The 26,035-nt window shown below is 65.1% G+C and carries 26 protein-coding genes and 1 tRNA gene; 17 read left to right on the forward strand and 10 right to left on the reverse strand.

The window, feature by feature from the left end; translation table 11 throughout:
- The first annotated feature begins 373 nt into the window (after positions 1 to 373).
- The 9 genes from SG26_RS06955 to SG26_RS06990 all read left to right on the forward strand — a co-directional run bounded on the left by SG26_RS06955 (position 374) and on the right by SG26_RS06990 (position 7,705).
- Positions 374 to 1,381 carry an AAA family ATPase gene (locus tag SG26_RS06955; RefSeq protein ID WP_050007485.1) on the forward strand — a complete coding sequence of 336 codons (1,008 nt, stop codon included), beginning with the start codon at positions 374 to 376 and terminating at the stop codon, positions 1,379 to 1,381.
- 195 nt (positions 1,382 to 1,576) lie between these two features.
- The gene (locus tag SG26_RS06960) at positions 1,577 to 1,885 is read left to right on the forward strand and encodes a 30S ribosomal protein S24e (protein ID WP_004516108.1); all 309 of its coding nucleotides are present in this window, start codon (positions 1,577 to 1,579) and stop codon (positions 1,883 to 1,885) included.
- Complete coding sequence (locus tag SG26_RS06965; RefSeq protein ID WP_004590578.1) at positions 1,886 to 2,020, forward strand: 30S ribosomal protein S27ae; 135 nt, start codon at positions 1,886 to 1,888, stop codon at positions 2,018 to 2,020.
- Between the two features lie 9 nt (positions 2,021 to 2,029).
- The gene (locus tag SG26_RS06970; protein ID WP_050037186.1) at positions 2,030 to 3,691 is read left to right on the forward strand and encodes a bifunctional N(6)-L-threonylcarbamoyladenine synthase/serine/threonine protein kinase; all 1,662 of its coding nucleotides are present in this window, start codon (positions 2,030 to 2,032) and stop codon (positions 3,689 to 3,691) included.
- Between the two features lie 267 nt (positions 3,692 to 3,958).
- Positions 3,959 to 4,234: a DUF5808 domain-containing protein gene (locus SG26_RS06975; RefSeq protein ID WP_004590574.1), complete on the forward strand. Its 276-nt coding sequence runs from the start codon at positions 3,959 to 3,961 to the stop codon at positions 4,232 to 4,234.
- Between the two features lie 65 nt (positions 4,235 to 4,299).
- Positions 4,300 to 4,971 carry a non-canonical purine NTP pyrophosphatase gene (locus SG26_RS06980; RefSeq protein WP_014041541.1) on the forward strand — a complete coding sequence of 224 codons (672 nt, stop codon included), beginning with the start codon at positions 4,300 to 4,302 and terminating at the stop codon, positions 4,969 to 4,971.
- The gene (locus tag SG26_RS21925; protein WP_255355555.1) at positions 4,961 to 5,083 is read left to right on the forward strand and encodes a hypothetical protein; all 123 of its coding nucleotides are present in this window, start codon (positions 4,961 to 4,963) and stop codon (positions 5,081 to 5,083) included. Before SG26_RS06980 ends, SG26_RS21925 begins: the two co-directional genes overlap by 11 nt.
- The gene (locus SG26_RS06985; RefSeq protein WP_014041542.1) at positions 5,073 to 5,870 is read left to right on the forward strand and encodes an SDR family oxidoreductase; all 798 of its coding nucleotides are present in this window, start codon (positions 5,073 to 5,075) and stop codon (positions 5,868 to 5,870) included. Before SG26_RS21925 ends, SG26_RS06985 begins: the two co-directional genes overlap by 11 nt.
- Before the next feature lie 131 nt (positions 5,871 to 6,001).
- Entirely contained in the window at positions 6,002 to 7,705 is a 1,704-nt protein-coding gene (locus SG26_RS06990; protein ID WP_044952059.1) for a HAMP domain-containing methyl-accepting chemotaxis protein, read from the forward strand.
- Positions 7,706 to 7,721: 16 nt separating this feature from the next.
- On the opposite strand, the gene SG26_RS06995 is transcribed toward SG26_RS06990, so the two are convergent.
- The 3 genes from SG26_RS06995 to SG26_RS07005 form a co-directional block, all read right to left on the reverse strand.
- Entirely contained in the window at positions 7,722 to 8,198 is a 477-nt protein-coding gene (locus SG26_RS06995; RefSeq protein ID WP_014041544.1) for a hypothetical protein, read from the reverse strand.
- A 379-nt stretch (positions 8,199 to 8,577) separates the two neighbouring features.
- Positions 8,578 to 9,243, reverse strand: coding sequence for a TrkA family potassium uptake protein (locus tag SG26_RS07000; RefSeq protein WP_014041546.1), 666 nt, complete (start codon positions 9,241 to 9,243; stop codon positions 8,578 to 8,580).
- 57 nt (positions 9,244 to 9,300) lie between these two features.
- Positions 9,301 to 10,479, reverse strand: a complete 1,179-nt coding sequence (locus SG26_RS07005; RefSeq protein WP_050037187.1) for a hypothetical protein — start codon at positions 10,477 to 10,479, stop codon at positions 9,301 to 9,303.
- Positions 10,480 to 10,848: 369 nt separating this feature from the next.
- On the opposite strand from SG26_RS07005, the gene rnz reads away from it, so the two are divergent.
- The gene (gene rnz, locus SG26_RS07010; protein ID WP_050037188.1) at positions 10,849 to 11,784 is read left to right on the forward strand and encodes a ribonuclease Z; all 936 of its coding nucleotides are present in this window, start codon (positions 10,849 to 10,851) and stop codon (positions 11,782 to 11,784) included.
- A 42-nt stretch (positions 11,785 to 11,826) separates the two neighbouring features.
- Complete coding sequence (locus SG26_RS07015; protein WP_050037189.1) at positions 11,827 to 12,900, forward strand: Gfo/Idh/MocA family protein; 1,074 nt, start codon at positions 11,827 to 11,829, stop codon at positions 12,898 to 12,900.
- Between the two features lie 21 nt (positions 12,901 to 12,921).
- On the opposite strand, the gene SG26_RS07020 is transcribed toward SG26_RS07015, so the two are convergent.
- Positions 12,922 to 13,650, reverse strand: a complete 729-nt coding sequence (locus SG26_RS07020; RefSeq protein ID WP_079980810.1) for a DJ-1/PfpI family protein — start codon at positions 13,648 to 13,650, stop codon at positions 12,922 to 12,924.
- Between SG26_RS07020 and SG26_RS07025 the strand changes: the two genes are divergently transcribed.
- A complete protein-coding gene (locus SG26_RS07025; RefSeq protein WP_050037191.1) occupies positions 13,642 to 14,520 on the forward strand; it encodes a PhzF family phenazine biosynthesis protein in 879 nt (292 codons plus the stop codon). The two genes, SG26_RS07020 and SG26_RS07025, sit on opposite strands and share 9 nt — an antisense overlap.
- Before the next feature lie 59 nt (positions 14,521 to 14,579).
- Positions 14,580 to 14,951 carry a VOC family protein gene (locus SG26_RS07030; RefSeq protein ID WP_050037192.1) on the forward strand — a complete coding sequence of 124 codons (372 nt, stop codon included), beginning with the start codon at positions 14,580 to 14,582 and terminating at the stop codon, positions 14,949 to 14,951.
- Positions 14,952 to 14,981: 30 nt separating this feature from the next.
- Here the strand turns inward: SG26_RS07030 and SG26_RS07035 are convergent, their stop codons facing one another.
- The 4 genes from SG26_RS07035 to ilvA all read right to left on the reverse strand — a co-directional run bounded on the left by SG26_RS07035 (position 14,982) and on the right by ilvA (position 18,481).
- Positions 14,982 to 16,460 carry a transporter gene (locus SG26_RS07035; protein WP_050037193.1) on the reverse strand — a complete coding sequence of 493 codons (1,479 nt, stop codon included), beginning with the start codon at positions 16,458 to 16,460 and terminating at the stop codon, positions 14,982 to 14,984.
- A 343-nt stretch (positions 16,461 to 16,803) separates the two neighbouring features.
- A tRNA-Ser gene (locus SG26_RS07040) sits at positions 16,804 to 16,885 on the reverse strand.
- Positions 16,886 to 16,914: 29 nt separating this feature from the next.
- Positions 16,915 to 17,118, reverse strand: coding sequence for a hypothetical protein (locus tag SG26_RS07045; protein ID WP_014041554.1), 204 nt, complete (start codon positions 17,116 to 17,118; stop codon positions 16,915 to 16,917).
- 151 nt (positions 17,119 to 17,269) lie between these two features.
- Entirely contained in the window at positions 17,270 to 18,481 is a 1,212-nt protein-coding gene (ilvA, locus tag SG26_RS07050; protein WP_050037194.1) for a threonine ammonia-lyase, read from the reverse strand.
- A 285-nt stretch (positions 18,482 to 18,766) separates the two neighbouring features.
- On the opposite strand from ilvA, the gene SG26_RS07055 reads away from it, so the two are divergent.
- Positions 18,767 to 20,401 (forward strand): TrkA family potassium uptake protein, encoded by a 1,635-nt coding sequence (locus SG26_RS07055; protein WP_014041556.1) that lies wholly within the window; start codon positions 18,767 to 18,769, stop codon positions 20,399 to 20,401.
- A 367-nt stretch (positions 20,402 to 20,768) separates the two neighbouring features.
- On the opposite strand, the gene citZ is transcribed toward SG26_RS07055, so the two are convergent.
- Positions 20,769 to 21,914, reverse strand: a complete 1,146-nt coding sequence (gene citZ, locus SG26_RS07060; RefSeq protein WP_014041557.1) for a citrate synthase — start codon at positions 21,912 to 21,914, stop codon at positions 20,769 to 20,771.
- Positions 21,915 to 22,147: 233 nt separating this feature from the next.
- On the opposite strand from citZ, the gene SG26_RS07065 reads away from it, so the two are divergent.
- Positions 22,148 to 23,371: a potassium channel family protein gene (locus SG26_RS07065; protein ID WP_044952068.1), complete on the forward strand. Its 1,224-nt coding sequence runs from the start codon at positions 22,148 to 22,150 to the stop codon at positions 23,369 to 23,371.
- 7 nt (positions 23,372 to 23,378) lie between these two features.
- Here SG26_RS07065 and SG26_RS07070 read toward each other — a convergent pair whose 3' ends face one another.
- Positions 23,379 to 23,594, reverse strand: a complete 216-nt coding sequence (locus SG26_RS07070) for a hypothetical protein (RefSeq protein WP_044952071.1) — start codon at positions 23,592 to 23,594, stop codon at positions 23,379 to 23,381.
- Between the two features lie 135 nt (positions 23,595 to 23,729).
- On the opposite strand from SG26_RS07070, the gene SG26_RS07075 reads away from it, so the two are divergent.
- Positions 23,730 to 24,686, forward strand: a complete 957-nt coding sequence (locus SG26_RS07075; protein ID WP_050037195.1) for a succinylglutamate desuccinylase/aspartoacylase family protein — start codon at positions 23,730 to 23,732, stop codon at positions 24,684 to 24,686.
- A 283-nt stretch (positions 24,687 to 24,969) separates the two neighbouring features.
- Positions 24,970 to 26,034 (forward strand): pyridoxal-phosphate dependent enzyme, encoded by a 1,065-nt coding sequence (locus tag SG26_RS07080; protein WP_050037196.1) that lies wholly within the window; start codon positions 24,970 to 24,972, stop codon positions 26,032 to 26,034.
- The last annotated feature ends 1 nt before the right edge of the window (position 26,035 follow it).

Genomic DNA, 26,035 nt, shown 5'->3' on the forward strand with positions numbered 1-26,035 from the left:
GTAGTAGCGACACGATTCTAGGTACGTAGAATGAACGGTTATATGAGGATAATATGTAGTATGTTAACGTATGCCTCGACCAGCCACTCGGCCCCACAATCCCCTACTGGAATGTAAGAAATGCCACGAGCCGGTAATCAAAACAGCCGACGAGGAGTTCGAGTGCGTGGAATGCGGTTGGCGGCCAACTGCGGACAGTCTGCTCTCGTAAGCCAGATCGGGGGCGACCGGTGCTATTGGGCCAGTCACTGTTGTATTTCGGCCGAGAGAAGAGGCACCGACCGCGCCGTTACTCACTATTGGTACCAGCGGATAGCGTGAGCCCGCGGACCGCGGGATACTTGTCGGGGCCGGGCATACCCAGTGCCAACAGATGGACGCGCCGCTGTGGACGGAGACACACGCCCCGGAGTTGTCGGATATCCGCCAGCCGAAGGCCCGCGAACACCTGCAAGGAGCCATCGAGGAGCCGATGAACCTCCTAGTCCACGGGCCGAAAGGGAGCGGGAAGACGGCCGCTGTCCGAGCCTTTGCCCGGGAGGTCCACGAGAACCCCGACGCGGACTTCACGGAACTCAACATGGCGGACGTGTTCGACATGACGAAAAAGGAGGTCTCGAACGACCCGCGGTTCGCGTCGTTCATCGACAGCAAGCGCCGCCGCGAATCCTCGAAGGCCGACCTCATCAACCACGTCCTCAAGGAGTCCGCCAGCTACTCGCCGGTGTCGGGCAGCTACAAAACCATCCTGCTCGACAACGCTGAGGGGATGCGCGAGGACTTCCAGCAGGCGCTCCGTCGGGTGATGGAGCAGTACTACGAGGCGACGCAGTTCGTCATCGCGACGCGCCAGCCCTCGGCCGTTATCCCGCCGATCCGCTCGCGGTGTTTCCCGGTCGTGATGCGCGAACCGACTCACGAGGAGACGGCGTCCGTGCTGGAGGACATCGTCACCGCGGAGGGCGTCGACCACGACGACGACGGCATCGAGTACGTCGCCGGCTACGCTGAGGGGGACCTCCGAACAGCAGTGCTGGCCGCCCAGACGACCGCCGAAGCCGAAGGCGAGGTGACGATGGACGCCGCCTTCGAGACGCTGAACGCCGTCGAAGCCGACGACCAGGTCGAGCAGATGATCGACGCGGCCGAAGACGGGCGCTTTACCGACGCGCGGTCGACGCTCGACGACCTGCTCGTCGACGAGGGGTATGGCGCGTCCGACATCCTCGACGACATACTGGCGGTGGCCCGGTCACGCTACTCCGGCGATCGACTGGCCGAAATTCACACCATGGCCGGGGAGACGGATATGGCGCTCGTGGACGCGGCCAACGAGCGAATCCATCTCTCACACCTCCTCGCACAGCTGGGCGAGCGGTAGGGAACAGCTGCCGGCCGATAATGCTCTGGGGCGCTGTACGGGACACAGCCGGCCGCTACTGTACGTTCCCGCGCCTCTTGCCGAACCGCGATACGGCGCGGTGACATGGAATCGCGGACGCTCAGCCGCCGAGGCGGCGTCAACCGCTTCGAAATCCTTTTACGCGCTTCGGCGGGTAGATACGGACAACGAACCATGGATATCGACATCATCGAAGAAGACGAGAATCCCATGTTGCACCGCACGGACGTCCGGTTCGAGGTCGTCCACGACGAAGCCACCCCCTCCCGTCTCTCTGTCCGCGACTCTCTTGCGGCCACGCTGAACAAGGATGCCGAAGAAGTCGTCATCCACAAGCTCGACACCAAGTTCGGCATGCGGAAGACGGTCGGCTACGCGAAGGTCTACGACAACCCCGAGTACGCTCGCGACGTCGAGCAGGACCACATGCTCGAACGCAACAAGATCGTCGCCGACGGCGAAGAGGAAGCGGAGGAAGCATAGATGCCACACAACGAGTACTACAGCGACGACGGCGAACTCGACCGCGAGACCTGTCCCCGGTGCGGTGACACCGTCCTCGCCGAGCACGAGGACCGCCAGCACTGCGGCAAGTGCGGCTACACCGAGTGGAAGTAAGGCCGCCCGATGCGTATTCTGGGTATCGAAGGTACCGCCTGGGCAGCCAGTGCTTCGGTGTTCGAGACGCCGGACCCAGCGCAGGTAACTGACGACGACCACGTTTTCATCGAGACGGACGCATACGCGCCAGACAGCGGCGGCATCCACCCGCGCGAGGCCGCCGAGCACATGGGCGAAGCCATCCCGACCGTCGTCGAGACGGTCATCGGACATGCACACGAGCGGGCGGCCGCTGGCGGTACGAACGGGGACGGAGACGACAGCGCGCCGATTGACGCCGTCGCCTTCGCTCGTGGCCCGGGACTCGGCCCCTGTCTTCGCATCGTCGCCACAGCCGCTCGGGCGGTCGCCCAACGGTTCGACGTGCCGCTGGTGGGCGTGAACCACATGGTCGCCCACCTCGAAGTGGGCCGCCATCGCTCGGGCTTCGATTCGCCGGTGTGTCTGAACGCCTCCGGCGCGAACGCCCACATCCTGGGCTACCGCAACGGCCGGTACCGCGTGCTGGGCGAGACGATGGACACCGGCGTCGGTAACGCTATCGACAAGTTCACCCGCCACATCGGCTGGTCCCATCCCGGCGGACCGAAGGTCGAACAGCACGCCCGCGACGGCGAGTACCACGAACTGCCCTACGTCGTCAAGGGGATGGACTTCTCGTTCTCGGGCATCATGAGCGCCGCCAAGCAGGCCGTCGACGACGGCGTTCCGGTCGACGATGTCTGCTGCGGGATGGAGGAGACCATCTTCGCGATGCTGACGGAAGTCTCCGAGCGGGCGCTGTCGCTGACCGGCGCTGACGAGCTGGTGCTTGGCGGCGGCGTCGGCCAGAACGACCGTCTCCAGCGGATGCTCGGCGAGATGTGCGAGCAACGCGGCGCAACGTTTTACGCCCCCGAAAATCGCTTCCTGCGGGACAACGCGGGGATGATAGCCATACTCGGCGCGAAGATGTACGCGGCCGGCGACACCATCGCTATCGAAGACTCACAGATTGACTCGAACTTCCGGCCCGACGAGGTGGCCGTCACCTGGCGCGGGACCGAAGAGTCGGTGGACAGCTATCGGGCGGCAGACGACGAAGTCCAGGGCGCTGAGGCGACCGTCCGCTTCGACGGGGACCGCGTCGTCAAGGAGCGCGTGCCCCGGAGCTACCGCCATCCGACGCTCGACGAGCGCCTGCGAATCGAACGCACCAGACAGGAGGCCCGACTCACCAGCGAAGCCCGGCGCAACGGCGTCCCGACGCCGCTTGTCCGTGACGTGGACCCGCAGGAATCTCGTATCGTTTTCCAGCGCGTGGGCGATGCTGACCTGCGCGAGGGGCTGTCCGAGTCACGCGTTACAGACGTGGGCCGATGGCTCGCTCGCATCCACGACGCCGGCTTCGTCCACGGAGACCCGACGACGCGAAACGTCCGGGTCGGTGGTCGTGACGAACAGGCGGACCAGACGTTCCTGATCGACTTCGGCCTCGGCTACTACACGCAGGAGGCCGAGGACCACGCGATGGACCTCCACGTCCTCGCCCAGTCGCTCGCCGGGACCGCGGACGATCCCGAGACGCTGCTGTCGGCTGCCGAGGACGCCTACCGGACCGAGAGCGACCACGCCGACACGGTGTTCGCCAGCCTCGACGACATCGAGGGTCGGGGCCGGTATCAGTAGGATAGGAACCAAGGGCGGTGCTGAGTTGCGGTCGGCGGAGCAAGCATACCGCGGCCTTCGGCCGCGGTTTCACGCGAATCGCTCCGCGATTCGCGCCTTTTTCGCCCACGTTCACAAGAGCGAAGCTCTTGTGCAGCCCATCAGAAGTCTCCGACTTCTGAGGACGTTTTTGGACCGGGGTTGAGCGCTCGCCGGGAGCGAGCGCGATGCCCCCGTCGAAAAAGGTGGTGGACAAATGGTTTAACCTCGGCCCGAATAGGAATCGGTATGGCAGAAAAACCCCAGTCGGGAACGTTGTTCGGCGTGCCGTACAACTTCGAACGACCGAGCCTCAAGCGGTTGGTGTCGGCCTATTGGAAGCCGGGCGATGACATGCTGGTGGAGAAGCCGTTCGGCATCGGCTACACGCTGAACCTGGCGAACTGGCGCTCGTGGGTCGTGCTGGCGGTCGCCGGCGTGATGCTGTATCTCGAACGCGGCGGCAGCAGCGAGGAGTTCGAATCCGAGAGCGAGGACGAACCGGTCGAAGTCGTCGTCGACTGAGACGGATTGGTTGGGCGGTTGCGGAGTTTCGACGGCTCTTTTATCGCCGGTCGCTGTGTGCCGGTATGCTCAATTTTGTCACGACCAACCCCGGGAAGGTCCGGGAGGCGACCGAGTATCTCGACGACGAGGTCGAACAGTTCGACTTCGATTACCCGGAAGTCCAGGCAGACGACCTGAAAACGGTCGCGGCCGAGGGGGCGCGGGCGGCCTACCGAGCGGCTGACGGACCGGTCATCGTCGACGACGCAGGACTGTTCATCGACGCCTTCGACGGGTTCCCCGGGCCGTACTCCTCCTACGTCGAGGACACCGTCGGCGTAGAGCGCGTCTGGCGCATGACCGAGCCGGAGGACGACCGCGGCGCGGCGTTCAAGACGGTCATCGCCTACTGCGACGGCGAAGGGTTCGAGGCGACGCCTGATCCGGGCGGGATCGACCGCGAGGACCGGCGCGGACAGGACCTAGCGGCCGACGACCGCGGCGCGGCGACGACGGACGAACAGGTCCACGACGGGAGCGCGGGGAGGAGCAGCGAGACAGTCCCGGTAAAGCTGTTCGAGGGGCGCGTGAACGGTGAAATCGTCGCGCCGCGCGGCGAGGGCGGGTTCGGCTTCGACCCGATCTTCGAGCACGACGGAACGACGTTCGCGGAGATGAGCACCGAGCAGAAGAACGCGATCTCCCACCGCGGGCGGGCGTTGTCGAAGTTCGCGGAGTGGTACGGTGAGCGGTAGCGAACCGTCCGTCGAGGGATGGGGCCCATCCCTCGGAAGTTCCAGCGACGAGGGACCGACGGCGCTGGAACCCGAAGCGACACCGGTCGCGGAGTGGTACGGTGAGCGGTAGCGACGTGCCGGTCGTCGGGACCGGCGGCACCGCCCTGATAACCGGTGCGTCGGCGGGCATCGGCAAATCGCTGGCACAGGAGTTCGCCGCACGCGGGCACGACGTGGTGCTGGTCGCCCGGAGCGAGCGGAAACTGGAGCGGCTGGCCGCGGCCCTCGAAACGAGGGGCGTCACGGCGACACCGATTGTAATGGACCTCGACCACGCGGCGGCCGCCGAAGCCCTGTACGAGGAGGTGCTGGACCGCGAGCTGGACATCGGTGTCCTCGTCAACAACGTCGGCGTGGGGACCTACGGCCCGTTCGCGGAAAGCGATCTCGACGCCGAGCGGACGCAGTTGCGGCTGAACGTCATGCTCCCGGTCGAACTGACGCGGCTATTCCTCGACGAGTTCGACGACGGCGGCGCGGTTATCAACGTGGGTTCAGTCGCCGGGTTCCAGCCGGGACCGAATCTCGCTGGCTACTACGCGAGCAAAGCGTACATCAACAGCTTCAGCGAGGCGTTGGCCGAGGAACTCCGTGAGACTCCGGTCGATGTGACGGTCGTCTGTCCCGGCCCGGTCGACACAGAGTTTCAGGAACGAGCCGGGATGGCGGACTCGATGGTTGGGTCTGTCGCCTCGAATACGCCCGAAGCAGTCGCGACGGCGGCCTACGAAGGAGCCGCCGCTGGCGAGACTGTCGTCATTCCGCGGCGGTCGATGCGGCTTATCGACCGGCTGGTCAGGGTGACGCCGCGCTGTGTCGTCCGGCGCGTTGCAGCGCTGGTCAATCGAGGCCGGTAGAGAATCAAGTACGAGAACGCTATCGGCCCTGGGCTTGTGTCGCTTATTACCGGGCCTACGTCCACTGATTTCTTTTCAATATCCGAGAATTAGACTGGAACATTATTAAACACTGTAAGAAAAGGGTGCGTATGCTCACAGACCCCGTCGGACAGTACAAAGCGGTGATACGCGAATCACTGGACCTCTTCGGCGTCTCCGGCTCCGTCGAGCGGAAGGTGCTCGCGGCCGTCGGTCTACAGTTTGCCGCCTCGGTCGCGCTGGCAGTCGTCTCTCTCGTCGCCAGCGGGACCGTCCGGTTCGTCGTCACCGGTGTATTGCTCGCTGGCGCTATCGTCGCGTTCGCCAACACGGTGTTCATCACCCGCGAGGACTTCGTCGAGCCAATCACAGCCATGGCCGCGGGTGCGGACCACATCGCGTCCGGCGAGCTCGACGTGGAACTGCCCGAGAGCGAGCGGGACGACGAGGTCGCCGAACTGCTCTCGTCGTTTCGGTCGATGCAATCCTACCTTCTGACGGTGTCCCGACAGGCCGACGCGCTCTCCCGACAGGAGTTCGACGCCGACGTCCTCGACGAGGATGTCCCCGGAGCTTTCGGAGAGTCGCTGGAGAAGATGGCCGCCAGTATGGACGACTACACCACCGAACTCAAGACGATGACCAGCGACCTCGAACGGCGCTCCCAGGCGTTGAACGACCTCGTCGTCGCCTTCGGTGACGCCGCCGAACGGGCGAAAGACGGGGACCTGACGGCCACTATCGACGAGGACTTCGAGGCCGACGACGAACAGTTCGACGCCGTTGTCCAGAACTACAACGACCTCGTGACGACGCTGGGGGAGACGGTTGCCACCGTCGCCGCGTTCGCAGAGGACGTCGACGAGACGAGCGATCACGTCACCCGGAGCGTCGAAGAGATCGACGATGCGAGCGACGAGATTTCCCGGTCGGTTCAGGAGATCTCGGCGGGAGCCAGTCAGCAGGCGTCGCGCCACGACGACGTCGCCTCGGAGATGAACAGGCTGTCTGCCACCGTCGAAGAGATCGCCGCGACCGCCGAAAGCGCCGCCGGGACCGCCGAGCAGGCGACACAGCGAGGCCGAGAGGGGCGCGCGGACGCCGAGCAAGCTATCGATGAACTCGACGAAATGGAGGCCCGTATCGACGACATCGCCGTTGCGGTCGAGAGTCTGGTCGACCAGATCAGCGAGATTGACGACATCGTCGAGGTCATCACGGACATCGCCGAGCAGACCAATATGCTCGCGCTGAACGCCTCCATCGAGGCGGCCCGCGCGGACGGAAGCGGTGACGGGTTCGCCGTCGTCGCCGACGAGGTGAAGACGCTCGCCGAAGAGACCCGTGACGCTGCAACGGACGTATCGGACCGCATCGAGGCGGTCCAGCACGAGGCCAGCGAAACCGTCAGCGACGTGGAAGCGACGAACCAGCAGGTGACCGACAGCGCCGCAACCATCGAGTCGGCGCTCCGGGACTTCGAGGACATCGTCGACGTGCTCGGCGAGGTCAACGATTCGATTCAGGAGATATCAGGAGCTACCTCCGAACAGGCAGAGACCACGCAGGAGGTCGTCGATATGGTCGACGAAGTCGCGACAGTGAGCGAGCAGACCAACGAGGAGTCCGAGGCTGTCGCCGCCGCGACCGAGGAACAGACCGCGACGATTACCGAAGTGACCACCGAGGTACAGGAGATGGCGGCCCAGACCGACGAGTTGCGTGAGGTGCTTGCAGAATTCGACGTTGCCGAGGACGCAGCCGGGCCGTCGGGAGCAGGCGCCACAACCACCGTAACGACGGCTGACGACTAAGCAGCGAAATTACCGGCTACGCGCGTGGGTCACGGTCCGGACCGGGATACTCGCCGTCCTCGACGACTGGGTATAGTGACTCCGGGTCGAACAGGCGCGCGAAGGCGTCCGGTGGTCTGACACTCAGGGACAGATGACGGTTGAGCGACGCGCTGGTCCGGGCGCTCCGCAGGTCGTCATCGTAGGAGAGGAGGTGCTGTGCGCCGCCCCGATAGGCCGATGCCAGCGCGGGCTGGTCGCCGACCGGGTGCTCGACGATGTCACAGTCGGGTTCGATCCGCGCCCGCCAATCGGCCGCCAGGTCGTCGTCGGCGAGGTCGGCGATAACGGCAGCGGCATCGTCTAGCAGGTGGTCACTCGCGACGAGCGTGACCCACGAGTGCCGGCGGATGTGGTCGATAGCGGCACGGGCATCGCTGTCTGGTCCACACAGCAGATCGGCGGCGAGGACGTCGGCGTCGGCGACGACACGCGCCGGCGACGGCTCACGCATCGTCGTCCTCCGCCCGGTGCTCGTCGAGGGCCACACGGACAGCGTCGACCGTGGTCTGGTGGTCCGCCGCACGTTCGAACAACGTCGCCCAGGTCATAGCAGGAAGCAGTAGCTGAACGGGCAAAAAGCCGTGCCGTCTGTCGTCCGTCGGCCGCCTGTCTGACGGGCATTTATGTCTACCGGTAGCATTCCACCCGGTACGGGCGCGCTTCCACGGCTCCAGTGGATGTCGGTGCCACTGTGTGCCATCCTATCCTCCCCAGGCGCGCCCGGACACCGCGATCCTCCCTTTCATATTCTACTCCCCCCGGCTTTCGCCGAAGACGGCGATCACTATTGACCTGAAAAGATACGACAAAGCGGGATGGGGTCCGGAATCTCAGGCTGACGCGTCGCCCCGGAGCGTTGCTCGAATGTCGTCCAGCCCGCCGGGATCAGCCATGATCGCGACACTGTCGCCGGGTTCGATTTCCGTCTGTGGGAGCGGAATCGTCATCGGTTCGTGGTCTTTGCCGTGTGCGTAGATGTGTGCGTCTCCTGGTAGTTCCACCTCGACGACCCGTTTCCCGACGAACGGCGAGTCGTCGGGAATGCGGATACTCGCGACCGAGAGCTGTTCGGTCAGGTCTGCGAGGACGTTGAAGTCACCGCCCAGCAGTGCCGTCTTCGCGCCGGCCGCGCCCAGTCGCTCGGGGTAGATTATCTCATCCACGTCAGCAGCGTACTTTTCGTAGATCTCCTCGCGGTAGTCGGCGTCGATCCGCAGAACGGTCCGACAGCCGAACTCCTTGCCGATCATACAGGCGGTGAAGTTCGTGTTCAGGTCGCCCGTGAGGCCGCCGATAGCGTCCGCGGTTTCGATGCCGGCATCGATGAGGACGCTCTCCTCGTTGCCGTCACCCTGAATCGTCTCGAACCCGGTCTCCGAGGCCCGTTCGACTTTCACAGGGTCGTTGTCGACGATAACAACCTCGTGACCCTCGCTCTGCAGAATCCGTGCGGTCCGGATGCCGACGCGGCCATAGCCAACGATAACGAACTTCATGGACTACGGTACGACGGCCACCATTAAAAATGTGAACGGGTGACAGGGTGGCGCGCGTTAGCCTTCTGTCGTCGCGGCTTCTTCGGTCGCGTTGTCCGTTTCGTCGGTCTCAGTACCTTCGTCAGTTGCTTCAGTTTCGTCTTCGGTCTCGTCTGCTGGCGGCTCTTCAGTCTCGTCTACTGGCGGCTCTTCAGTCTCGTCTACTGGCGGCTCTTCCGTTTCGCCTTCGGTCGGCTCCTCAGTCTCGTTCGCGGGCGGCTCTTCCGTTTCGCCTTCGGTCGGTTCTTCAGTTTCGTCCGCTGGTGGTTCTTCGGTTTCGTTCGCGGGCGGCTCCTCGGTTTCGTCCGCTGGTGGTTCTTCGGTTTCGTTCTCAGCCGGTTCTTCAGTTTCGTTCGCTGGCGGCTCTTCAGTTTCGTTCGCGGGCGGCTCCTCGGTCTCGTTCACGGGCGGCTCTTCAGTTTCGTTCGCCGGCGGCTCTTCAGTCTCGTTCGCCGGCGGCTCTTCAGTCTCGTCTTCAGTCGGCTCTTCGGGCACATCGACGGCCGAGTCGATAGTGATCTCGGCGAACGCACCGTCGTCGCGCGTGAAGACGCTATGAGTGTACGTATCCGGCTCGACGCCGGTCGTGTCAACGGTGAACGTCACGTCAGTGGATTCGTTCGCGTCGAGGGTCACAGACTCGGAGGCCAGCGGCTGGCCACCCAGTCGGAACTCGACGGCCTGTGTCGTGTTGAAGTCGTTCGGGTTGGCGACGGACGCGTCGACAGTGATGTTGTCACCGGCGGTAGCGGTCGTCGGTGCGTCGAGGCTCTCCAGGGTGAACGATTCAGAGACGGTAACTGGAGCGACCTGCCCGTCGTCGCTGGTGAAGACACCGTGGCGGTAGTCACCGGGCGCGACGCCGGTTGTGTCCGCGGAGAACTGGACTGTGGTGGTCTCGTTGGGCTCAAGCGTGACGAGCGTCCGGTCGACGACAGCCCCGTCGAACCGGAACGCCACGGATTCAGTCACTGTAGTGTTCTCGTTGTTCGTGACCGTCGCGGCCACGTCAGCAGTCGAGTTCGGTGCGACGCTCTCCGGGGCAGTCAGGGAATCGACTGCGACACCTGTGTTCCCGGCTTGTTCTGACGGCGATGCCTGTTGCGCTGTCACGCCCGGTACAGCCCCGACCTGTGCGGTGAGGCCGCCGACGACGAGTAGCGCAGCGAAAACGGCGAGTGTGCGTGTGCGTATCATGATGCGGTTCTGCGGTGATCGGAAGGCAATGCGAACGATGCAACGGGTGAGGGACACATAAACTGGCGAGACAGTTCAATAGGACATAATAACCTGCTAAGCCGTCATCTGTTACTGCCGGCTCGGGAAAGTGAGACTGAGCGACACTTACTCAGTGTTAAATTGTTTTGCTGGTGGTTAAGGTCTCGACGGAGAAGCGCGCGAGACAGTGTGTGACGCCGGAAAGCAGCCGCCATTACCGGTCAGTAGAAACAGCCATGTCACATCCCGACACACAAACGAGCGGCGCAGTGACAAGACGAAGAGTGCTACCGCTCCTGTGACGACACCCTTTCGACACCGGTTTACCCGTCGACAGTAGAGGATTCGATGACTATGCGCGTGACGTTTCTCGGGACGAGTGGGGCCGTGCCGACGACCCAGCGCAACACGAGCAGCATCTTCGTCAATCGCGACGGCGACTACCTGCTCTTCGACTGCGGCGAGGGCACACAGCGGCAGATGATGCGCTACGGCACCGGCTTCGCTATCGACCACCTGTTCGTCACGCATCTCCACGGCGACCACGTCCTCGGGATTCCGGGGCTGCTCCAGACGTGGGACTTCAACGAACGCGAGCGCGCCATCGCCATCCACACGCCGGCGGGCACGCGCGGGAACATCAAACAGCTCATCCAGGCCAACGGGACGACACCCTCGTTTCCCGTCCGCATCAACGAGGTGTCGGCCGGAGACGTAGTCCTCGACCGGTCGGAGTACGAGATTCGGGCAATCGAGACAGCCCACCGCTGTGCTAGCGTCGGCTACGTCCTCGATGAGGACGACCGGAAGGGGAAGTTCGACCGGGAGAAAGCCGAAGCGGAGTTCGGTATCCCGCCAGGGCCGAAGTACTCCAAGCTCCACCGCGGCGAACCCGTCGAACACGAGGGCGAGACCATCCAGCCGGAGGCCGTCGTCGGGCCGCCCCGTCCCGGTCGTCGGTTCGTCTACACCGGCGACACGCTCCCCACCGAGAGCGTCATCGAGGCGAGCGAGGGCGCGGACCTGCTCGTCCACGACGCCACCTTCGCGGAGGACCGGAAAGAACGGGCGAAGGCGACGGCCCACTCCACTGCCCGGGAAGCCGCCGACGTGGCGCGACAGGCTGGGGCGTCGACGCTGGCGCTGACGCACATCTCGACGCGCTACGCCGCGAGCACCGACCAGTTAGTCGACGAAGCCCGCGACGCGTTCGACGGTGAGGTCGTGCTCGCGGAAGACGGGATGGAGCGACGTGTCGAGTTCCCGGACGCGGACGAGTACTGATGAGATAGTGCAGCATTTATTCGTTGAAGCAATAACGGAGCCATGACACACCGATTAGTCCACGTCGGTCTGGGCGGCCAGGGCTCTACCTGGGCGACAGACGCGATTCCGCCGAACGTTCACGACGACCGAATCGAGGTCGTCGCCGCGGTCGACACCGACCCGGAACGGCACAAGGTAGCCGAACGGGAACTCGGGCTGTCGCCCGAGGAGTGTTACACCGACCTCGAAACCGCGCTCTCGGAGCGGCCGGCCGACATCTGTTCTATCGTGACGCCGCCGTCGACCCACGAGGCCGTAGTGGAGACGGCGCTCGCCCACGACCTGCACATCATCTCGGAAAAACCGATCGCCCACACGCTAGAGGCGTCGGTTCGGGTCGCCGAGAAGGTCGATAAGGCCGGCAAGAAGATGGGGATCACGATGAGCCACCGGTTCGACCGGGACAAGACGACGTTCCGCCGGGCCGTTGAGGAGGCCGGCGACATCGATTATCTGACGGCTCGGTACACGGGCAACGTCCGCGAGCGAGGTTTCTACGCCGACTACGTCTACGAAATGGAGAACATGCTCCTGCTCGACGGCGCAATCCACCACCTCGACATCCTCGCGTCGCTGGCCGATTCGCCCTGCGAGCGGGTGTACGCCGAGACGTGGACGCCCGAGGAGGCCGACTACGACGGTGACTGCAGCGGCCTCGTGACGCTGCATTTCGCCGACGGGACCCGTGCACAGTACGAGGGCAGTTACGCCAACGCGACGACGCTGAACGGCTGGGGGCACGAGCAGTTCCGCGCCGAATGTTCGGACCAGACGGTCCTCCTCGACCGCCGCGATGTCGAGCGGTTCCACGCCGACGCGTACGACACCGGGAACTTCGAGAGCATCGGCAAGGGCGACGGCGAGGCGGTGCCGCTGGCCGAACGGCCCCACTGGAAGAACGCCTGGCTCATCGAGCAGTTCTGTGACTGGGTCGATGGCGGCGAGCCGATGCCGACGAACGTCGACAGCGTCCTCCAGTCGATGGCTATCGTCTTCGCCGCCATCGAGAGCAGCGCGACCGGCGAGGCCGTCGACGTGCAGGCGCTGCTCGACGACGCCCGCTCAAACGCCTGAGACGCCCGTCCACCGGCGCTCTTAGGCCGATTCGCCCCTGAAGATGTCGCCACGGGGTTCGTACTCCATCTCTTCACAGACAGCGGCGGCCACGTCCGCGCCCCACTCGCGTTCGACGAGGTGGACAGCGAGGTCCAGCCCGGACGTGACGCCGCCACAGGTCAGAACGTCGTCGTCGTCGACGACCCGGGCGTCGACAACCGTCGCGTCGGTCGCCCGCAGGTCCTCGATTGCGCCGCCATGTGTCACCGCTGGCCGGCCATCGAGCAGGCCGGCCCGGGAGAGGACCATCCCGCCGGTACAGACGCCGGCAACAGTCGCGCCGCGGTCGTGTGCCGCCGCGACGGCGTCGGGCAGGTCGCCGCGTTCGGTCTCCGTCCAGACGCCGGCCTCGCTTCGGTCGTTCCACCCGCCGCCAGCGACGACGAGCAGGTCCGGGGTCACGTCGGCGAGCAATCCGTCCGGTTCGACTCGAAGCCCGTGGCTCGCAGTGACCGTGTCCGAGTCGCGCACCGAGCGAAGCGTCACGTCCCACGACGCGCCAGAGCGCGCCGCGTTCTCGAACACCTCGTAGGGCCCGATGGCGTCCAGTTCGTCGAACCCGTCGAAGCAGGCGATTGCAACAGTGTCCATGCCCTCGATACGGCTGACGGCGAGAAATAGCCCGGTGGCTTCAAGCGACTCGGTACCATCCGACAGGCATCCGGAGTGTTCTTTGGGAGCGACGCCGAGCGAACAGGTATGTCCCATCCGTTTCACATCGTCGACGTGTTCGCCCGGGAGCGATACGCCGGGAACCAACTCGCCGTCGTGACCGATGCCGGCGACCTCCACGAGGACGAAATGCAGGCCATCGCCGCCGAGATGGATTACTCCGAGACGACGTTCGTCACCGGCGAACCGACCGACGGCGCGTGGCCGGTCCGCATCTTCACTCCGGCGGCCGAGATACCCTTCGCCGGCCACCCGACGCTCGGTACGGTCCAGGTCATCCGGGATCATCTGGCCGACGGAAATCCCGAAACGGTGACGCTGGACTTGCCTGTTGGCGAGGTCCCGGTCGAAGTGCGAGAGCGCGACGGCCGCGAGATCCTGTGGATGACACAGCAGGCCCCCGAGTTCGGCGAGCAGTTGGCCCACGAGGACCTCGCCGCCGTTCTCGGCCTGCCGGCTGACCGACTGGACCACGACTGGCCGGTCGAAATCGTCTCCACGGGGCTGGCGACGATTGTCGTCCCGGTGGCCGACCGCGACGCGCTGGAAGCCATCGACCTGGACCGCGACGCCTACGACGCCGTGACCGGCGACCGGGACGCGAAGAACGTCCTGGCGGTCTGTCGAGAGCCGCGAAGCGCCGATAACGACCTCGCCGTCCGCGTGTTCGCGCCGTTCTACAACGTGCCGGAGGACCCCGCGACCGGCTCCTCGAACGGCTGCCTGGCCGCGTATCTCGCCCGCCACGAGATGCTCGGGAGCCCTGCCGTCGAGGCCCGTGTCGAGCAGGGCTACGAGATGGGGCGACCGTCGCTGTTGCATCTCTCAACTGACGGCAGCGGCGAGGACATCAGCGTCCGAGTCGGCGGCAGCGTCGTCGCCGTCGCTCGCGGCGACCTGCTCTAAGTGGCCGTGACAGCCGGGTTTCCGGCACACTCATTTCGCCCCGTCCACAACGCCGCGGCATGGACCTCGCACACACCGCTATCTGCGTCTCAGACCTCGACCGCGCGATGGAGTTCTACGACGCGCTGGGCTTCGAGGAGACGAATCGGTTCACGTTAGACGGCGTCGAGAACGTCTACCTCGGTCGGGACGGCGACGGCGACCTGCAACTGCGCTACGATCCAGACCGCACCACCCCGGTCGCGCCGAACCGCGCCGACGTGGACCACATCGCGTTCACCGTCGACGATGTCGAGGCGACCTTCGAGGCAGCTATCGACGCCGGCGCTGCGCCGGTGCTGGAACCGACTGAAGTCGACGCTGCAGAGGCCTTCGCCGCCTTCGTCGAGGACCCCGAAGGGTACACACTGGAGTTCTACCGCTGGCTCTGAGCGGCGACGTCCGCAGCGAACGAGCAGTGCTCACCCAAGCAGGGAGCGAACCCGACCGCGCCATAGCGCTGCCGTCCGGGTGGCGACGAGTCGAGCCGGTTCGGACACCGCAGCGAGGAAGCCGCCGAAGCCGACGAGGCACGTCACAGCGGCCGCGCTGGCAACGATTACCGGGGAGAGGCCAGCGCGCGTGAGGCCGGCGACCGCACCGGTCGTGAGTGCGAACGAGACTCCGAGGCCGACAGCGAGGTACGCCGCAACCCTGGAATCCAGCGGAATCCGGCCGAAGACAGCCCGAGAATAGTAGATGACGTACCCGAAGACGACCAGATTCATGACGCCGTACCCGGCGGCCCCGGCGACCGCCCCGAACTCCGCCCCGAAGATCGTGGGCACTGGAACGCTGAACGCCAGTCCGTAGAGCTTCGTGCGGAAGCTCACGCTCGGTTTCCCGATACCCTCCATGGCGTGTGACGTGAGCGTCCAGAAGCCACGGAGGATGTTCACGCCGCCGACGAGCAGGACGGTCGTCGAGAAGACACCCTCCGAGCCGGCGAAAGCGATCCGCGCAACCACGTCGTGTGCGGCCAACAGGTAGCCGAAAACGACGAAGGTGACGCCCGTCCCGCCGGTGACCGCCCCGTCGAGGTACGCGAGTTGCGTGTCACCGGCGGAGGAGTCCCCGCTGACCTTCGTGAGCAGCGGGGAGGAGAGCCGCCAGGAGATCGTCGCCCCGAAGTCAGCGAACCGGTCGGCGGCCTCGTAGATCCCAACAGCCGCCGGCGTCGCGACGACGCCCAGCACGTACACCGGCATATTGTACGACAGACGGTCCAGCACCTGGTCCGGGACGCTCCACCTGGCAAAGTTCCACGCGCGCTCGACGGCGTGTCGGTCCGGCAGCGTCGGGACGACGCCCAGCGCGACGGTCACGGGAACGAGCACCGCCAGCCGAACCCCGGCCACGACGAGCAGCAGGTCGCCAGCGGTCGTCAGTGTCGGGGCCAGCGCCAGCAGGATAATGAGCTGGATGGCGCTCTGGACGCCGTTAAGCCACGTCTGTACGCCCGGGTAGCCGATGGCACCGACCAGACTCGTCGCGACCATCGACAGTGCAACCGCAAGGGCGTACAGACCGACAGGCGCGAGCAGTCCCGGAGACACCACGGTATTGCGGACGATGACGCCGGCCAGCGCGGCCACAGCCACACCGGCGACGAGGAGATAGCCGAGGGCGAATAGCACTGCCAGGCCGAAATACGGGCCGACAGCTTCGCCCCGTTCGCTGCCGACTTTCTGCAGCGTCTGGCTGATGCCCCGGATCGGACGAAGGACGAGCGAGACCGAGATACTGACGAAGAAATACGTCCCAGTCGCTCCAGGCGATGTGACGAACGCGTAGACGATACCGCTGAGAACGAACAGCGTCGTCGAGAACAGCGCCCCGCTGGTCGTCCGAATAGAGGAGTCCAGCAGGTCTATCTCGTCGCCGTCACGCTGTTCGACCATCGACCGAGTATCAGGGCTGTGGGCGGGAAAACGGTGCGGTGGTTGCACTGGCAGTCGGAACAGCAATGTGACAGGCGCTGTCGCTCCTCACTCGCAGTCAGTCACAGAAAACATCCGCTCACGGCTCACTCCGTTCGCCGTTTGCGTTTCCGGAGGTTCTCACTTCGTTCGAACTTCCCTACGCCAGGACTGGATTTGAACCGATGGCGAGACGTTCCGGGGTGCTCGCTTCGCTGTGCTCCCGGGGCTGCGACTCGCGTGCTCAAATTCCAGTCAGTGTACGTTTCGTGACTGCTGGCTCGCTCGTCGCTGTCGCTCCTCACTCGCAGTCAGTCACAGAAAACGCCAGGACTGGGATTTGAACCCAGAATCCCGAAAGGGAACACGCTTTCCAGGCGTGCGCCTTACCGTTCGGCCATCCTGGCACGTATTTCGAGAGTGCGAGGGCGGGCGATTAAGGGCTTTCGTTTCCGAACAGCCGGGGCTGCATGCGGTAAGAGGCCAGCGTCGCCCCGATACCGACGGCTACGGCGACGCCGGCTTTGGCTGATATCGACACCGGCGTCCCGGCCAGCAGTTCGTAACCCTGAACGAGAACCAGAAACGCGAGGCCCCCGACGACGCCCCACAGGAGGCTGGCCTTCGTTCGCGGGTCCATCAGCGCCCTCCGTTCCGTGCTGTTGTATCGGCAGGTACTGTCCGTGCGAGCCGTCGCATACACGAAGCGGTGGCCGCCGCGGCTAAAACCCCGCCGAAATCAGTCGAGAACAGTTCTCTCGGCGCGCTCTGGCTCGGGGGGCGAGACCCAGTCAGACGAGCACGTCGACCTCGTACCCCTCGTCGGTGAGCGCGTCGATGAGTTCGTCGACGTGGTCGTGGCCGCGGGTCTCCAGATCCAGTTCGACCTCGGCCGAACTCATCGCCACGTCGCGACTGGTCCGGTCGTGCTCGATGCCATAGATGTTGACCTGCTCGCGCGAGAGGACCTCGACGAGTTCCTCTAGTGCGCCGGGGCGGTCCTGAAGGACAGTCCGGATCTTGAGATAGCGGCCGGTCTCGACGAGGCCGCGCATGATGACGTTAGTCAACATGTTCAGGTCGATGTTCCCGCCACACAGCGCGGGGACAATCGTCTCGTCGTCCTCGAAACCGAACTTCTCCTCCATGACGGCGGCCAGCGCGACGGCACCCGCGCCCTCGGCGAGTGTTTTTGAGCGCTCTAACAGCGTCGTCAGGGCGACAGCGATTTCGGAGTCCGACACCGTCACGACCTCGTCGACGCGTTCGCTGATGACCTCGAACGTCTTTTCGCCGGTGGTACGAGTGGCAATGCCGTCGGCAATGGTCTCGACGCTGTCACGTTCGATACGGTGCCCCTTCTCCAGGGATTCGGCCACGCTGGACGCTCCCTCGGCCTGGACGCCGATGACGCGGATGCTTTCGTCCTTACCTTTGAGCGCCGTGGCGATGCCGCTGATGAGCCCGCCGCCGCCGATTGGAACGACGACCGTGTCCACACCGGGGAGGTCCTCGTAGATTTCCAGTCCGATGGTCCCCTGCCCCGCCATCACTTTCTCGTCGTCGAAAGCGTGGACGTAGGTCCGGCCCTCCTCGCGCTCGAGTTCGTGGGCGTGTTCGGCGGCCGCGTCGTAGTCCCGGCCGTGGAGGACCACGTTGCCGCCGTAGCTCCGGGTCGCCTTCACCTTCGAGACTGGTGCTCGTTCCGGCATCACGATTTTCGAGTCGACGCCGATTCGCGTGGCGGCCAGTGCAACTCCCTGAGCGTGGTTGCCGGCGCTCGCCGTGACGACACCGGCTTCCCGTTCAGCGTCCGAGAGCGACGCGATGCGGTTGGTCGCACCCCGTATCTTGAACGACCCCGTGCGCTGGAACAGTTCGAGCTTGAGATGGATATCCGCGCCTGTCATCGCCGAAAACGTGTGCGAGTAATCGAGCGGTGTGTGCCTGGCCGTTTCAGAGACGGTGTCCTGTGCCGCGAGGACGTCCTCAAATGAGAGCATGGGAGTGGCTATTCACCGGACCATGTTATACTGTCGGCCGACCATGCGGCATCGACGGCCGCCATAGCCACGACTGCTCGGGTAGTGTCCTGAAACGGAAAGGGGGAGCGTGTGACTGCACGCGGGAGAAGGAACGCGATTAACTTAAATCCCGTCGTAGCGCGGTGAAAGTGAAAGTGCGGGACAACGGCCGGGTGAGAAACTCTCCCTGGCGCTCGTTTCCTGAGAGGGCCGTCGACTAGCCGGACAGAACTGTTTTACACTCGGTATCCCAGAACGTAGTAGATGGATACCTGGCAGCGACGAACAGCGCTGTACGTTCTCGGCCTCGTTGGCATCATCCTAGCCTATGCGCTGGCCTACGACTACGGGATGTCGGCCTTCGAGAACGAGCCGCGCACGTTCCTGAAATCGCTGCAAATCGTCGTAGAGACGTTTACTACGACTGGCTACGGCTCGGATGGGGACTGGCAGAGCACGGAGATGTTACTACTCATCATCGTGATGGACATCACCGGCGTCGTGCTCATCTTCCTCGCATTACCGGTGTTGCTGTTTCCGCTGTTCGAGGAGGCAATGGAGACGAAAGCCCCGAATACGGTCGAAAACGGACTCAGCGACCACGTCGTCATCTGTCAGTTCTCTCCCCGCGGTGAGACACTCGTCACCGAACTCGACACCTGGGACGTCGACTACGTCATCGTCGAGCCGGACCGGAACCGGGCCAACGACCTCTACGAAGACGGGTACTACGTCATCCACGCCGACCCGCAGTCCGTCGACGGGCTCGAGCGAGCCCATCTGTCGTCCGCCCGCGCGGTCGTGGCCGACGCGTCCGACCAGGTGAACACCAGTATCATCCTCACCGCCCGTGAAGTCGACGAGTCCGTCCAGACCGTCAGTGTCGTCAAGGAGCCCGACCGGGCGAAGTACCACGACCTCGCCGGCGCCGACGCCGTCCTGTCGCCGCGTGGACTGCTCGGTGAGAGCCTCGCGAGCAAAGTCACGACCGGCGTCTCGACGACGCTCGGGGATTCGATAGAGATCGGTGAGGACTTCGACATCGCCGAACTGCCGATCCACCGTGGGAGCGACCTCGTCGGAACGACGCTGGCCGACAGCGGCATCCGCGAGGAGACCGGCGTCAACGTCATCGGCGCGTGGTTCCGTGGCCAGTTCGTGAGTCCGCCCGACCCCGACGCCGAACTCGACGGCAGTACTGTCCTGCTGGTCTCGGGGACCGAACGTCAGCTGGAACAGCTCAAGGAGATGACGCTTTCTAGCGTACACGGCTTCCGCCGCGGGGAGACTGTCATCATCGGTGCCGGCGAGGTCGGCCAGACGATCACGGCGGCGCTCACGAACGCCGGGGTGCCGCACACAGTGCTCGATCAGACCGACGAGCCCGGCGTCGATGTCGTCGGCGACGCCACGGAGCCAGACGACCTGCGACACGCTGGCGTCGGCGCAGCCAGAACGGTTATTCTCGCCCTATCGGAGGACACCGACACCGAGTTCGCGACGCTGGTCATCCGTGACCTCAACCCGGACGTCGAAATCATTGCCCGCGCCGAGGAAAGCGAGAACGTCCAGAAGATGTACCGGGCGGGCGCTGACTACGTCCTCGCGCTGTCGACGGTCAGCGGCCGGATGCTCGCCTCCACGATCCTCGAAGACGAGGACGTCATCTCGATGGACCAGCAAGTCGAGGTCATCCGCGTCGCCGCTAACGGTCTCGGGAATACGACGATCGGCGAGGCCGATGTCCGCTCACGGACGGGCTGTACGGTCGTCGCCATCGAACGCGACGGTGCAGTCATCACTGACCTCGGTCCTGGCGTGACTATCGAACCGACTGACAAGCTCGTCATCGCCGGCACCGACGACGGCGTGACGCGGTTCAAATCGACGTTTGGCTAACCACCTTTTTCCGCCTCGGGTGCGCTTCACGCACCGCTCGGCGCAAAAACGTGGTCTTGCTGAGCGGAGCAAAGCAAGGCTCGAAAGACGAGCCTCGCGAGTCTTTCGGTGGCGAAAAAGGCCGAACGCTCGCTATGCTCGCGTTCGGTGAACCGCTCACTTCGTTCGCGGACAGTCGCTACGCGTCCGTTACCGCAGAGTTCGATATTGGAGAGACTCGACAGGAGATGCATCTTGGGCCGATTCCGAGAACCGGCGGCGTCGCCGCTGGACGCTGGCCGCCCTGCCCTTCCCCGGTTCGCGCGATGAAACGCGCTCACGGCCACACGGTAGTGACAGGCTACGGACGACTGACAGCGGGAGCGCCTTACCGCTCGTCCAGCGGCACGAACTCCGTCTCGTCGGGGTTCTTGCCGACGTAGCGGGCACGCGGTCGGATCAGACGGTTATCCTCGATGTACTCGAAGACGTGGGCGACCCAGCCGCCGACGCGGGACATCGCGAAGATGGGGGTGTAGATGTCGATGGGGATGCCCATCTGGTAGTACGTCGACGCCGAGTAGAAGTCGACGTTCGGGGCCAGCCCCTTCTCTTCCATGAGGTAGTCCTCGATAGTGGTGGACATCTCGTACCACTTGAGCGTCCCGGCGGCCTCGCCGAGTTCCTTCGAGCGCTCGCCGAGAATCTTCGCGCGCGGGTCCTTGACGTTGTAGACGCGGTGGCCGAAGCCGGAGACGCGGCGGCCCTCGTCGAGGGCGTTCTTGACCCAGTCCAGCGGGTCGGATTCGGCGTCGTCGACCTCCTTTAGCATCTCCATAACGTCCTGATTCGCCCCACCGTGGAGCGGCCCCTTCAGGGTCCCGATGGCGGAAGTGACCGCGCTGTGAACGTCCGACAGCGTCGACGCCGTCGTGATAGCCGAGAACGTCGAGGCGTTGAGGCCGTGGTCGGCGTGGAGGACGAGCGCCTGGTCGAACACGTCGGCGAGCACGTCGTCGGGCTCCTCGCCGTTGAGCATGTACAGGAAGTTCGCGGCGTGGTCGAGGTCGTCGCGAGGTGCGACGGGTTCCTTGCCGTCGCGGATACGGGTGAACGCCGCGATGATGGTCGGGATCTTGGCCGTGATTCGCCGTCCAGTTTCAAGATTGACCGTCTCGTCGGTCGGTTCGGCGTCCTCGGGCGCAGGGTCGAACGCCGAGAGCATCGACACCGCAGTCCGGAGCGCTGCCATCGGGTTCTCGTCCGCTTCGGCGAGTTGTCGCACGGTCGAGATGACGTCGTCGTCCACGCCGCGCGCGTCCACCATCGCCTGCTTGAACTCGGAGAGTTCGTCCCGGTTCGGCAGGTGGCCGTGCCAGAGCAGGTACAGCACCTCTTCGTAGCTGGCACCCTTCGCAAGGTCCTCGATGGTGTACCCCCGATACACGAGTTTGCCAGCGTCGCCGTCGATAACGCTGAGTTCGGACTCGGCGACGATGACACCCTCGAGTCCCTTCTTGAGGTCGTCGGACATACGCAATCAGTTCCCTACCTTCCGGGAAAAACATTTTCTTTCCGAGCGTGTGTGGCACAATGTCAGGAACAGTTATTGGACGACTGTCCATCTGATTACCGGTCTATTTGGGTCGATACCCCAACGTAGCACCCACACTGGTATGCAAACGGCCAGTCGTGGCTGACAGCGGGGCGCGCTATCTCTCCACACAGTGAGGAACGTTTTTGCTCGGGGCCATCGAATCGACGGCCATGGACCCGACAGGGACGGTCGAGTACGAACCGGTCAGCGTCAAGCAGGTGCTGGCCGAGATGAAAGACACCGCCGAGTTGCTCATCGACCTCTCGTACTCGGCTGTCCTGCTGGGTAGCGACGACGTGGCCGCGGAGGTGCTGGAGTTAGAGGAAAAGATGGACGTGCTCCAGTTGCGCGCACGCATGAGCCTCCTGATGGCCTGCCGGTCGACGGCGGACGCGGAGTCGCTGGCCCCCGTCCTGGGGATGGTCGGGGCCGCCGAGAAGATCAGCGACGCGGCCGGCGACATCGCCAAAATAGTGCTAGAGGATATCGGCCTGCCAGACACGATGCGGGCGGCCCTGCCCGAAGCCGTCGAGACGCTCGTGCGGGCGACAATCGGTTCGGACTCTCGGCTAGCCAATGAGACGCTGGGGAGCCTGAACCTCGAAACCGAGACCGGCGTCCGCGCGCTGGCGATCCGCCGGCAGGGGAACTGGCTGCTCAACCCCGACCGGGAGACGCGCCTCGAAGCGGACGACGTGGTGCTGTTCCGGGGGCCAGAGGCCGGCATCGCCGAGGTGTATCAGGACGCGACCGGCGACGTGTACGAGCCGCCGGAACCGCCGGAGGGAGGCGTCCGGGACCTCGAACGCGCCGTCGACTCCATCGTCCTGATGAAAGACATGGGCGAGCTGGCCGTCGATCTGGCCTACGGCGCGGTGCTGTTCGACAGTACGGAAGTCGCCGAGGAAGTCGTCGAACTCGAAGCCGAGGTCGACGCGCTGCAGTCCCGGTTCGAGGCCTGGACGCTCCGGGCCGCCGCCGACATCGACGACCCCGTGTCGCTGCGAGGCCTCGTCCACCTGGCCCGTTCGACGGAGGTTATCTCCGACGCCGCGCTGGAGATGAGCGAGGGGGTTCTGCGGGGACTGTCGACCCATCCGGTCGTCGCCGAGGCCGTGCAGGAGTCCGACGAGGTCATCGTCCGGACGGCGGTGTACCCCGACAGCGACCTCGCTGGGACGACCATCGGCGACGCGGCGGTCAAGACGGCGACGGGTATGCGGATCATCGCGATACGTCGCGGGGCCGGGGAGAGTGAACGGACCGGGCGCGAGGGCGGCGACTGGGTCGTTTCGCCGGGCCCGGAAACGCAGATTCAGACGGGCGACGTGCTCATCGCGAAGGGGACTCGAACCGGCGGCGGTCGGCTTACAGAACTGGCCGAGGGAAAATAGCGTTCTGCTACTGTCTTGCGAGTCGCACAGCAGACACGGCCGTAAACAGCGCCGTCAGCAGACCGCCCAGCGACGTCGCGAGAACGAACCCCAGCGCCACGTAGAACCCCATCGGGCGCTGGGTCCCCGGCAGGACGAACAGGGCGAACAGCCCCGCCGTGAACAGGCCGGCGAGTACGAAGCCGATTTTCGCGTTCCGTGGCACGTTCAGCGCCGCGACCATCGCCGCTTTCCCGCTCTGTGGCTCGGACTGGGACACACCTGTCGATAGGGGTGGCGGCCCCAAGATGCCGTCGGTCCGGCGCAACTGCTGGCGAAATCCGAACCAGTAAAGGCTCCCAAGGCAAACGTGGGAACAATGGTTACTTTCGGTACGGCGACCGCCGCCCCCGGTGAGAAAGACACGGGGCGGCTGGAGGTCGGTGAGACCCGCGACGGGTCGACGTTCGGGCTACCGGTCGCCGTCGTCAACGGTGTCGACGACGGGCGGACCCTCTACATACAGGCGGCCAGCGACGGCGACGAGTTGAACGGCGTCGGCGTCATCCAGCGAACACTCCCGCAGCTCGACCCAGCAGAGCTGTCCGGAACGATTCTAGTCTGTGGCGTCGTCAACTACCACGCGTTCCAGGTCGCCGAGCACCGCAACCCGATCGACGACACGAAGATGAATCGGGCGTATCCGGGCGACAAAACGGGGACGTCGAGCGAGCGCATCGCCGCGGCGACGTTCAACGCCGCCATCAGCGCCGACTACGTGCTCGACCTACACCAGGGGTCGACCTCGCGGATGATCGACGAGGTACGGGTCCGGTGTGGCACCCGCCACCGCCTCCACGAGGAGTGTCTCGAACTCGCGAAAGTGTTCGGCTGTGGCTACATCCTCGACCAGAAAGGCCCCGACGGGCAGTTGGCTCGCGCCGCCCCCGACGAGGGCGTGCCGACAATCGACCCCGAACTCGGCGGCTGTGTCGGCTGGGACGAACAGTCCATCCAGCGGGGCGTCGACGGTGTCTTCAACGTCCTGCACTACTACGGCTTCCTCGATGGCCACCATGACACGCGCCCCCAGACCCGCGCCTCCGGATTCGAACAGTACGGCTCCCCCGTCGGCGGCCTCATCGACCTCAAGCCCGACCTCGGCGACCGCGTCGCCCGCGGCGAGACGCTGTTCGAGGTGACCGACGTGTTCGGCGAGCCGAAGGCCGAAATCACCGCCGACTCCAGCGGCGTGTTCTGGCGCGCCCGCCGGCTCCCGCAGGTCGCGACCGGCGAGTACGTCTGCTCGGTCGGGACGAACGTCGACACCTACTAACAACCACTTTTTACTTTGGAGGGTGTCCTCGGCCGCGGTGCGGCCTGTGGGCACCCCCCCTCGCAAAAACGTGGGGAAAACGCGGGACCTCGCTACGCTCGGTCCCGTGAAACGCGGCGCTTCGCGCCGCGTATGCTCGCTTGCTGACCTGCCTTTCCCCGGGGCGGCCGACGGCGCGGCCGCCCGGCCATCGCTCCGTGCGCTCCGCCAGCCCAGCCGCAGGCACCGACTACCGCGCCACAGACGCCGCCAGCTTTTGGACGGTTCGCCACGGAGCAAGCCCATGCGCACCTGTAGCGTCTGCGACCGGGAGTACCCCCGTGAGGAACCCTGGCGGTGTTCCTGCGGGGCTCCGCTTGATTACGCCAGCCAGCCCCTGCCCGACAGCCGACCGGCGCAGTTCTCGCGGGCCAGCGGCGTCTGGGACTTCGCTGACTTCCTCCCGATGGGTGAGCGGGTCAGTTTAGGCGAAGGCTGGACGCCGCTGGTCGACGCGCCCGAGTGGGACGCCACGTTCAAACTGGAGTATCTCCACCCGACGGGGAGTTTCAAGGACCGCGGCGCGGCGACGGTCATCGCCGAAGCGCTCGGAGTCGGAGCCGACCGCGTGCTCGAAGACTCCTCGGGCAACGCCGGGCTGGCAGTCGCGTCCTACGCGGCACGGGCGGGCCTGGACGCGGAGATATACGTCCCGGCGAGCGCAAAGGAAGCGAAGGTTCGCCGCATCGAACGGACCGGAGCCGACGTGGTCCCGGTCGAGGGGAGTAGAGAGTCCGTAACCGCGGCCTGTATCGACGCCGTCGAGAGTGGGGCGGGCTGGTACGCCAGTCACGCCTGGAACCCCGCGTTCTTCGCCGGGACGGCGACGGCCGCCTACGAAATCGCCGCCCAGAGAAACTGGAGCGTGCCGGACGCCGTCGTCACACCGCTCGGTCACGGGACGCTGTTTCTCGGCCTCTACCGCGGGTTCCGGGCACTGGAGCAAGCTGGATGGACGGACGCTATCCCGCGTATACTGGGGACGCAAGCGGTCGGGTACAGTCCCATCGCCGACGAGGAGGGCAGTACACCGGACGACGCTGCTGCCAACGACCTCGCTGACGGGATCCACATCCGGGACCCACCACGCGGCCGGCAGATACGGCACGCTATCGACGAGACCGATGGTGCCGCCGTCGCCGTCTCCGCGGCGGCAACCGAGCGAGAGCGCGACCGACTCAGTGGGGCAGGGTTTCACGTCGAGCCGACGTGTGCGACGGCGACGGCCGCGCTCCCTCAGTTCAGAGAGCGGGGAGAACTCCAGGACGGTGACGACGTGGTTGTTGCGTTGACCGGACGGAACGACTAAC

It is taken from the genome of Haloarcula sp. CBA1115, assembly GCF_000827835.1.
Lineage (GTDB): Archaea > Halobacteriota > Halobacteria > Halobacteriales > Haloarculaceae > Haloarcula > Haloarcula hispanica.

Bases quoted from the DNA above. Each gene is read 5' to 3' on its own strand.
- SG26_RS06995 (WP_014041544.1), bottom strand. From the start codon at position 8,198: ATGCGTGAGCCGTCGCCGGCGCGTGTCGTCGCCGACGCCGACGTCCTC.
- SG26_RS07030 (WP_050037192.1), top strand. From the start codon at position 14,580: ATGGACCTCGCACACACCGCTATCTGCGTCTCAGACCTCGACCGCGCG.
- SG26_RS06965 (WP_004590578.1), top strand. From the start codon at position 1,886: ATGCCACACAACGAGTACTACAGCGACGACGGCGAACTCGACCGCGAG.
- SG26_RS07015 (WP_050037189.1), top strand. From the start codon at position 11,827: ATGACACACCGATTAGTCCACGTCGGTCTGGGCGGCCAGGGCTCTACC.
- SG26_RS07080 (WP_050037196.1), top strand. From the start codon at position 24,970: ATGCGCACCTGTAGCGTCTGCGACCGGGAGTACCCCCGTGAGGAACCC.
- SG26_RS06975 (WP_004590574.1), top strand. From the start codon at position 3,959: ATGGCAGAAAAACCCCAGTCGGGAACGTTGTTCGGCGTGCCGTACAAC.
- SG26_RS07065 (WP_044952068.1), top strand. From the start codon at position 22,148: ATGGACCCGACAGGGACGGTCGAGTACGAACCGGTCAGCGTCAAGCAG.
- SG26_RS06970 (WP_050037186.1), top strand. From the start codon at position 2,030: ATGCGTATTCTGGGTATCGAAGGTACCGCCTGGGCAGCCAGTGCTTCG.
- SG26_RS07000 (WP_014041546.1), bottom strand. From the start codon at position 9,243: ATGAAGTTCGTTATCGTTGGCTATGGCCGCGTCGGCATCCGGACCGCA.
- SG26_RS07035 (WP_050037193.1), bottom strand. From the start codon at position 16,460: ATGGTCGAACAGCGTGACGGCGACGAGATAGACCTGCTGGACTCCTCT.
- SG26_RS07005 (WP_050037187.1), bottom strand. From the start codon at position 10,479: ATGATACGCACACGCACACTCGCCGTTTTCGCTGCGCTACTCGTCGTC.
- SG26_RS06960 (WP_004516108.1), top strand. From the start codon at position 1,577: ATGGATATCGACATCATCGAAGAAGACGAGAATCCCATGTTGCACCGC.
- SG26_RS06955 (WP_050007485.1), top strand. From the start codon at position 374: ATGGACGCGCCGCTGTGGACGGAGACACACGCCCCGGAGTTGTCGGAT.
- SG26_RS07045 (WP_014041554.1), bottom strand. From the start codon at position 17,118: ATGGACCCGCGAACGAAGGCCAGCCTCCTGTGGGGCGTCGTCGGGGGC.
- SG26_RS07025 (WP_050037191.1), top strand. From the start codon at position 13,642: ATGTCCCATCCGTTTCACATCGTCGACGTGTTCGCCCGGGAGCGATAC.
- rnz (WP_050037188.1), top strand. From the start codon at position 10,849: ATGACTATGCGCGTGACGTTTCTCGGGACGAGTGGGGCCGTGCCGACG.
- SG26_RS07055 (WP_014041556.1), top strand. From the start codon at position 18,767: ATGGATACCTGGCAGCGACGAACAGCGCTGTACGTTCTCGGCCTCGTT.
- SG26_RS07020 (WP_079980810.1), bottom strand. From the start codon at position 13,650: ATGGGACATACCTGTTCGCTCGGCGTCGCTCCCAAAGAACACTCCGGA.
- SG26_RS06980 (WP_014041541.1), top strand. From the start codon at position 4,300: ATGCTCAATTTTGTCACGACCAACCCCGGGAAGGTCCGGGAGGCGACC.
- SG26_RS07070 (WP_044952071.1), bottom strand. From the start codon at position 23,594: ATGGTCGCGGCGCTGAACGTGCCACGGAACGCGAAAATCGGCTTCGTA.
- SG26_RS07075 (WP_050037195.1), top strand. From the start codon at position 23,730: ATGGTTACTTTCGGTACGGCGACCGCCGCCCCCGGTGAGAAAGACACG.
- citZ (WP_014041557.1), bottom strand. From the start codon at position 21,914: ATGTCCGACGACCTCAAGAAGGGACTCGAGGGTGTCATCGTCGCCGAG.
- SG26_RS06990 (WP_044952059.1), top strand. From the start codon at position 6,002: ATGCTCACAGACCCCGTCGGACAGTACAAAGCGGTGATACGCGAATCA.
- ilvA (WP_050037194.1), bottom strand. From the start codon at position 18,481: ATGCTCTCATTTGAGGACGTCCTCGCGGCACAGGACACCGTCTCTGAA.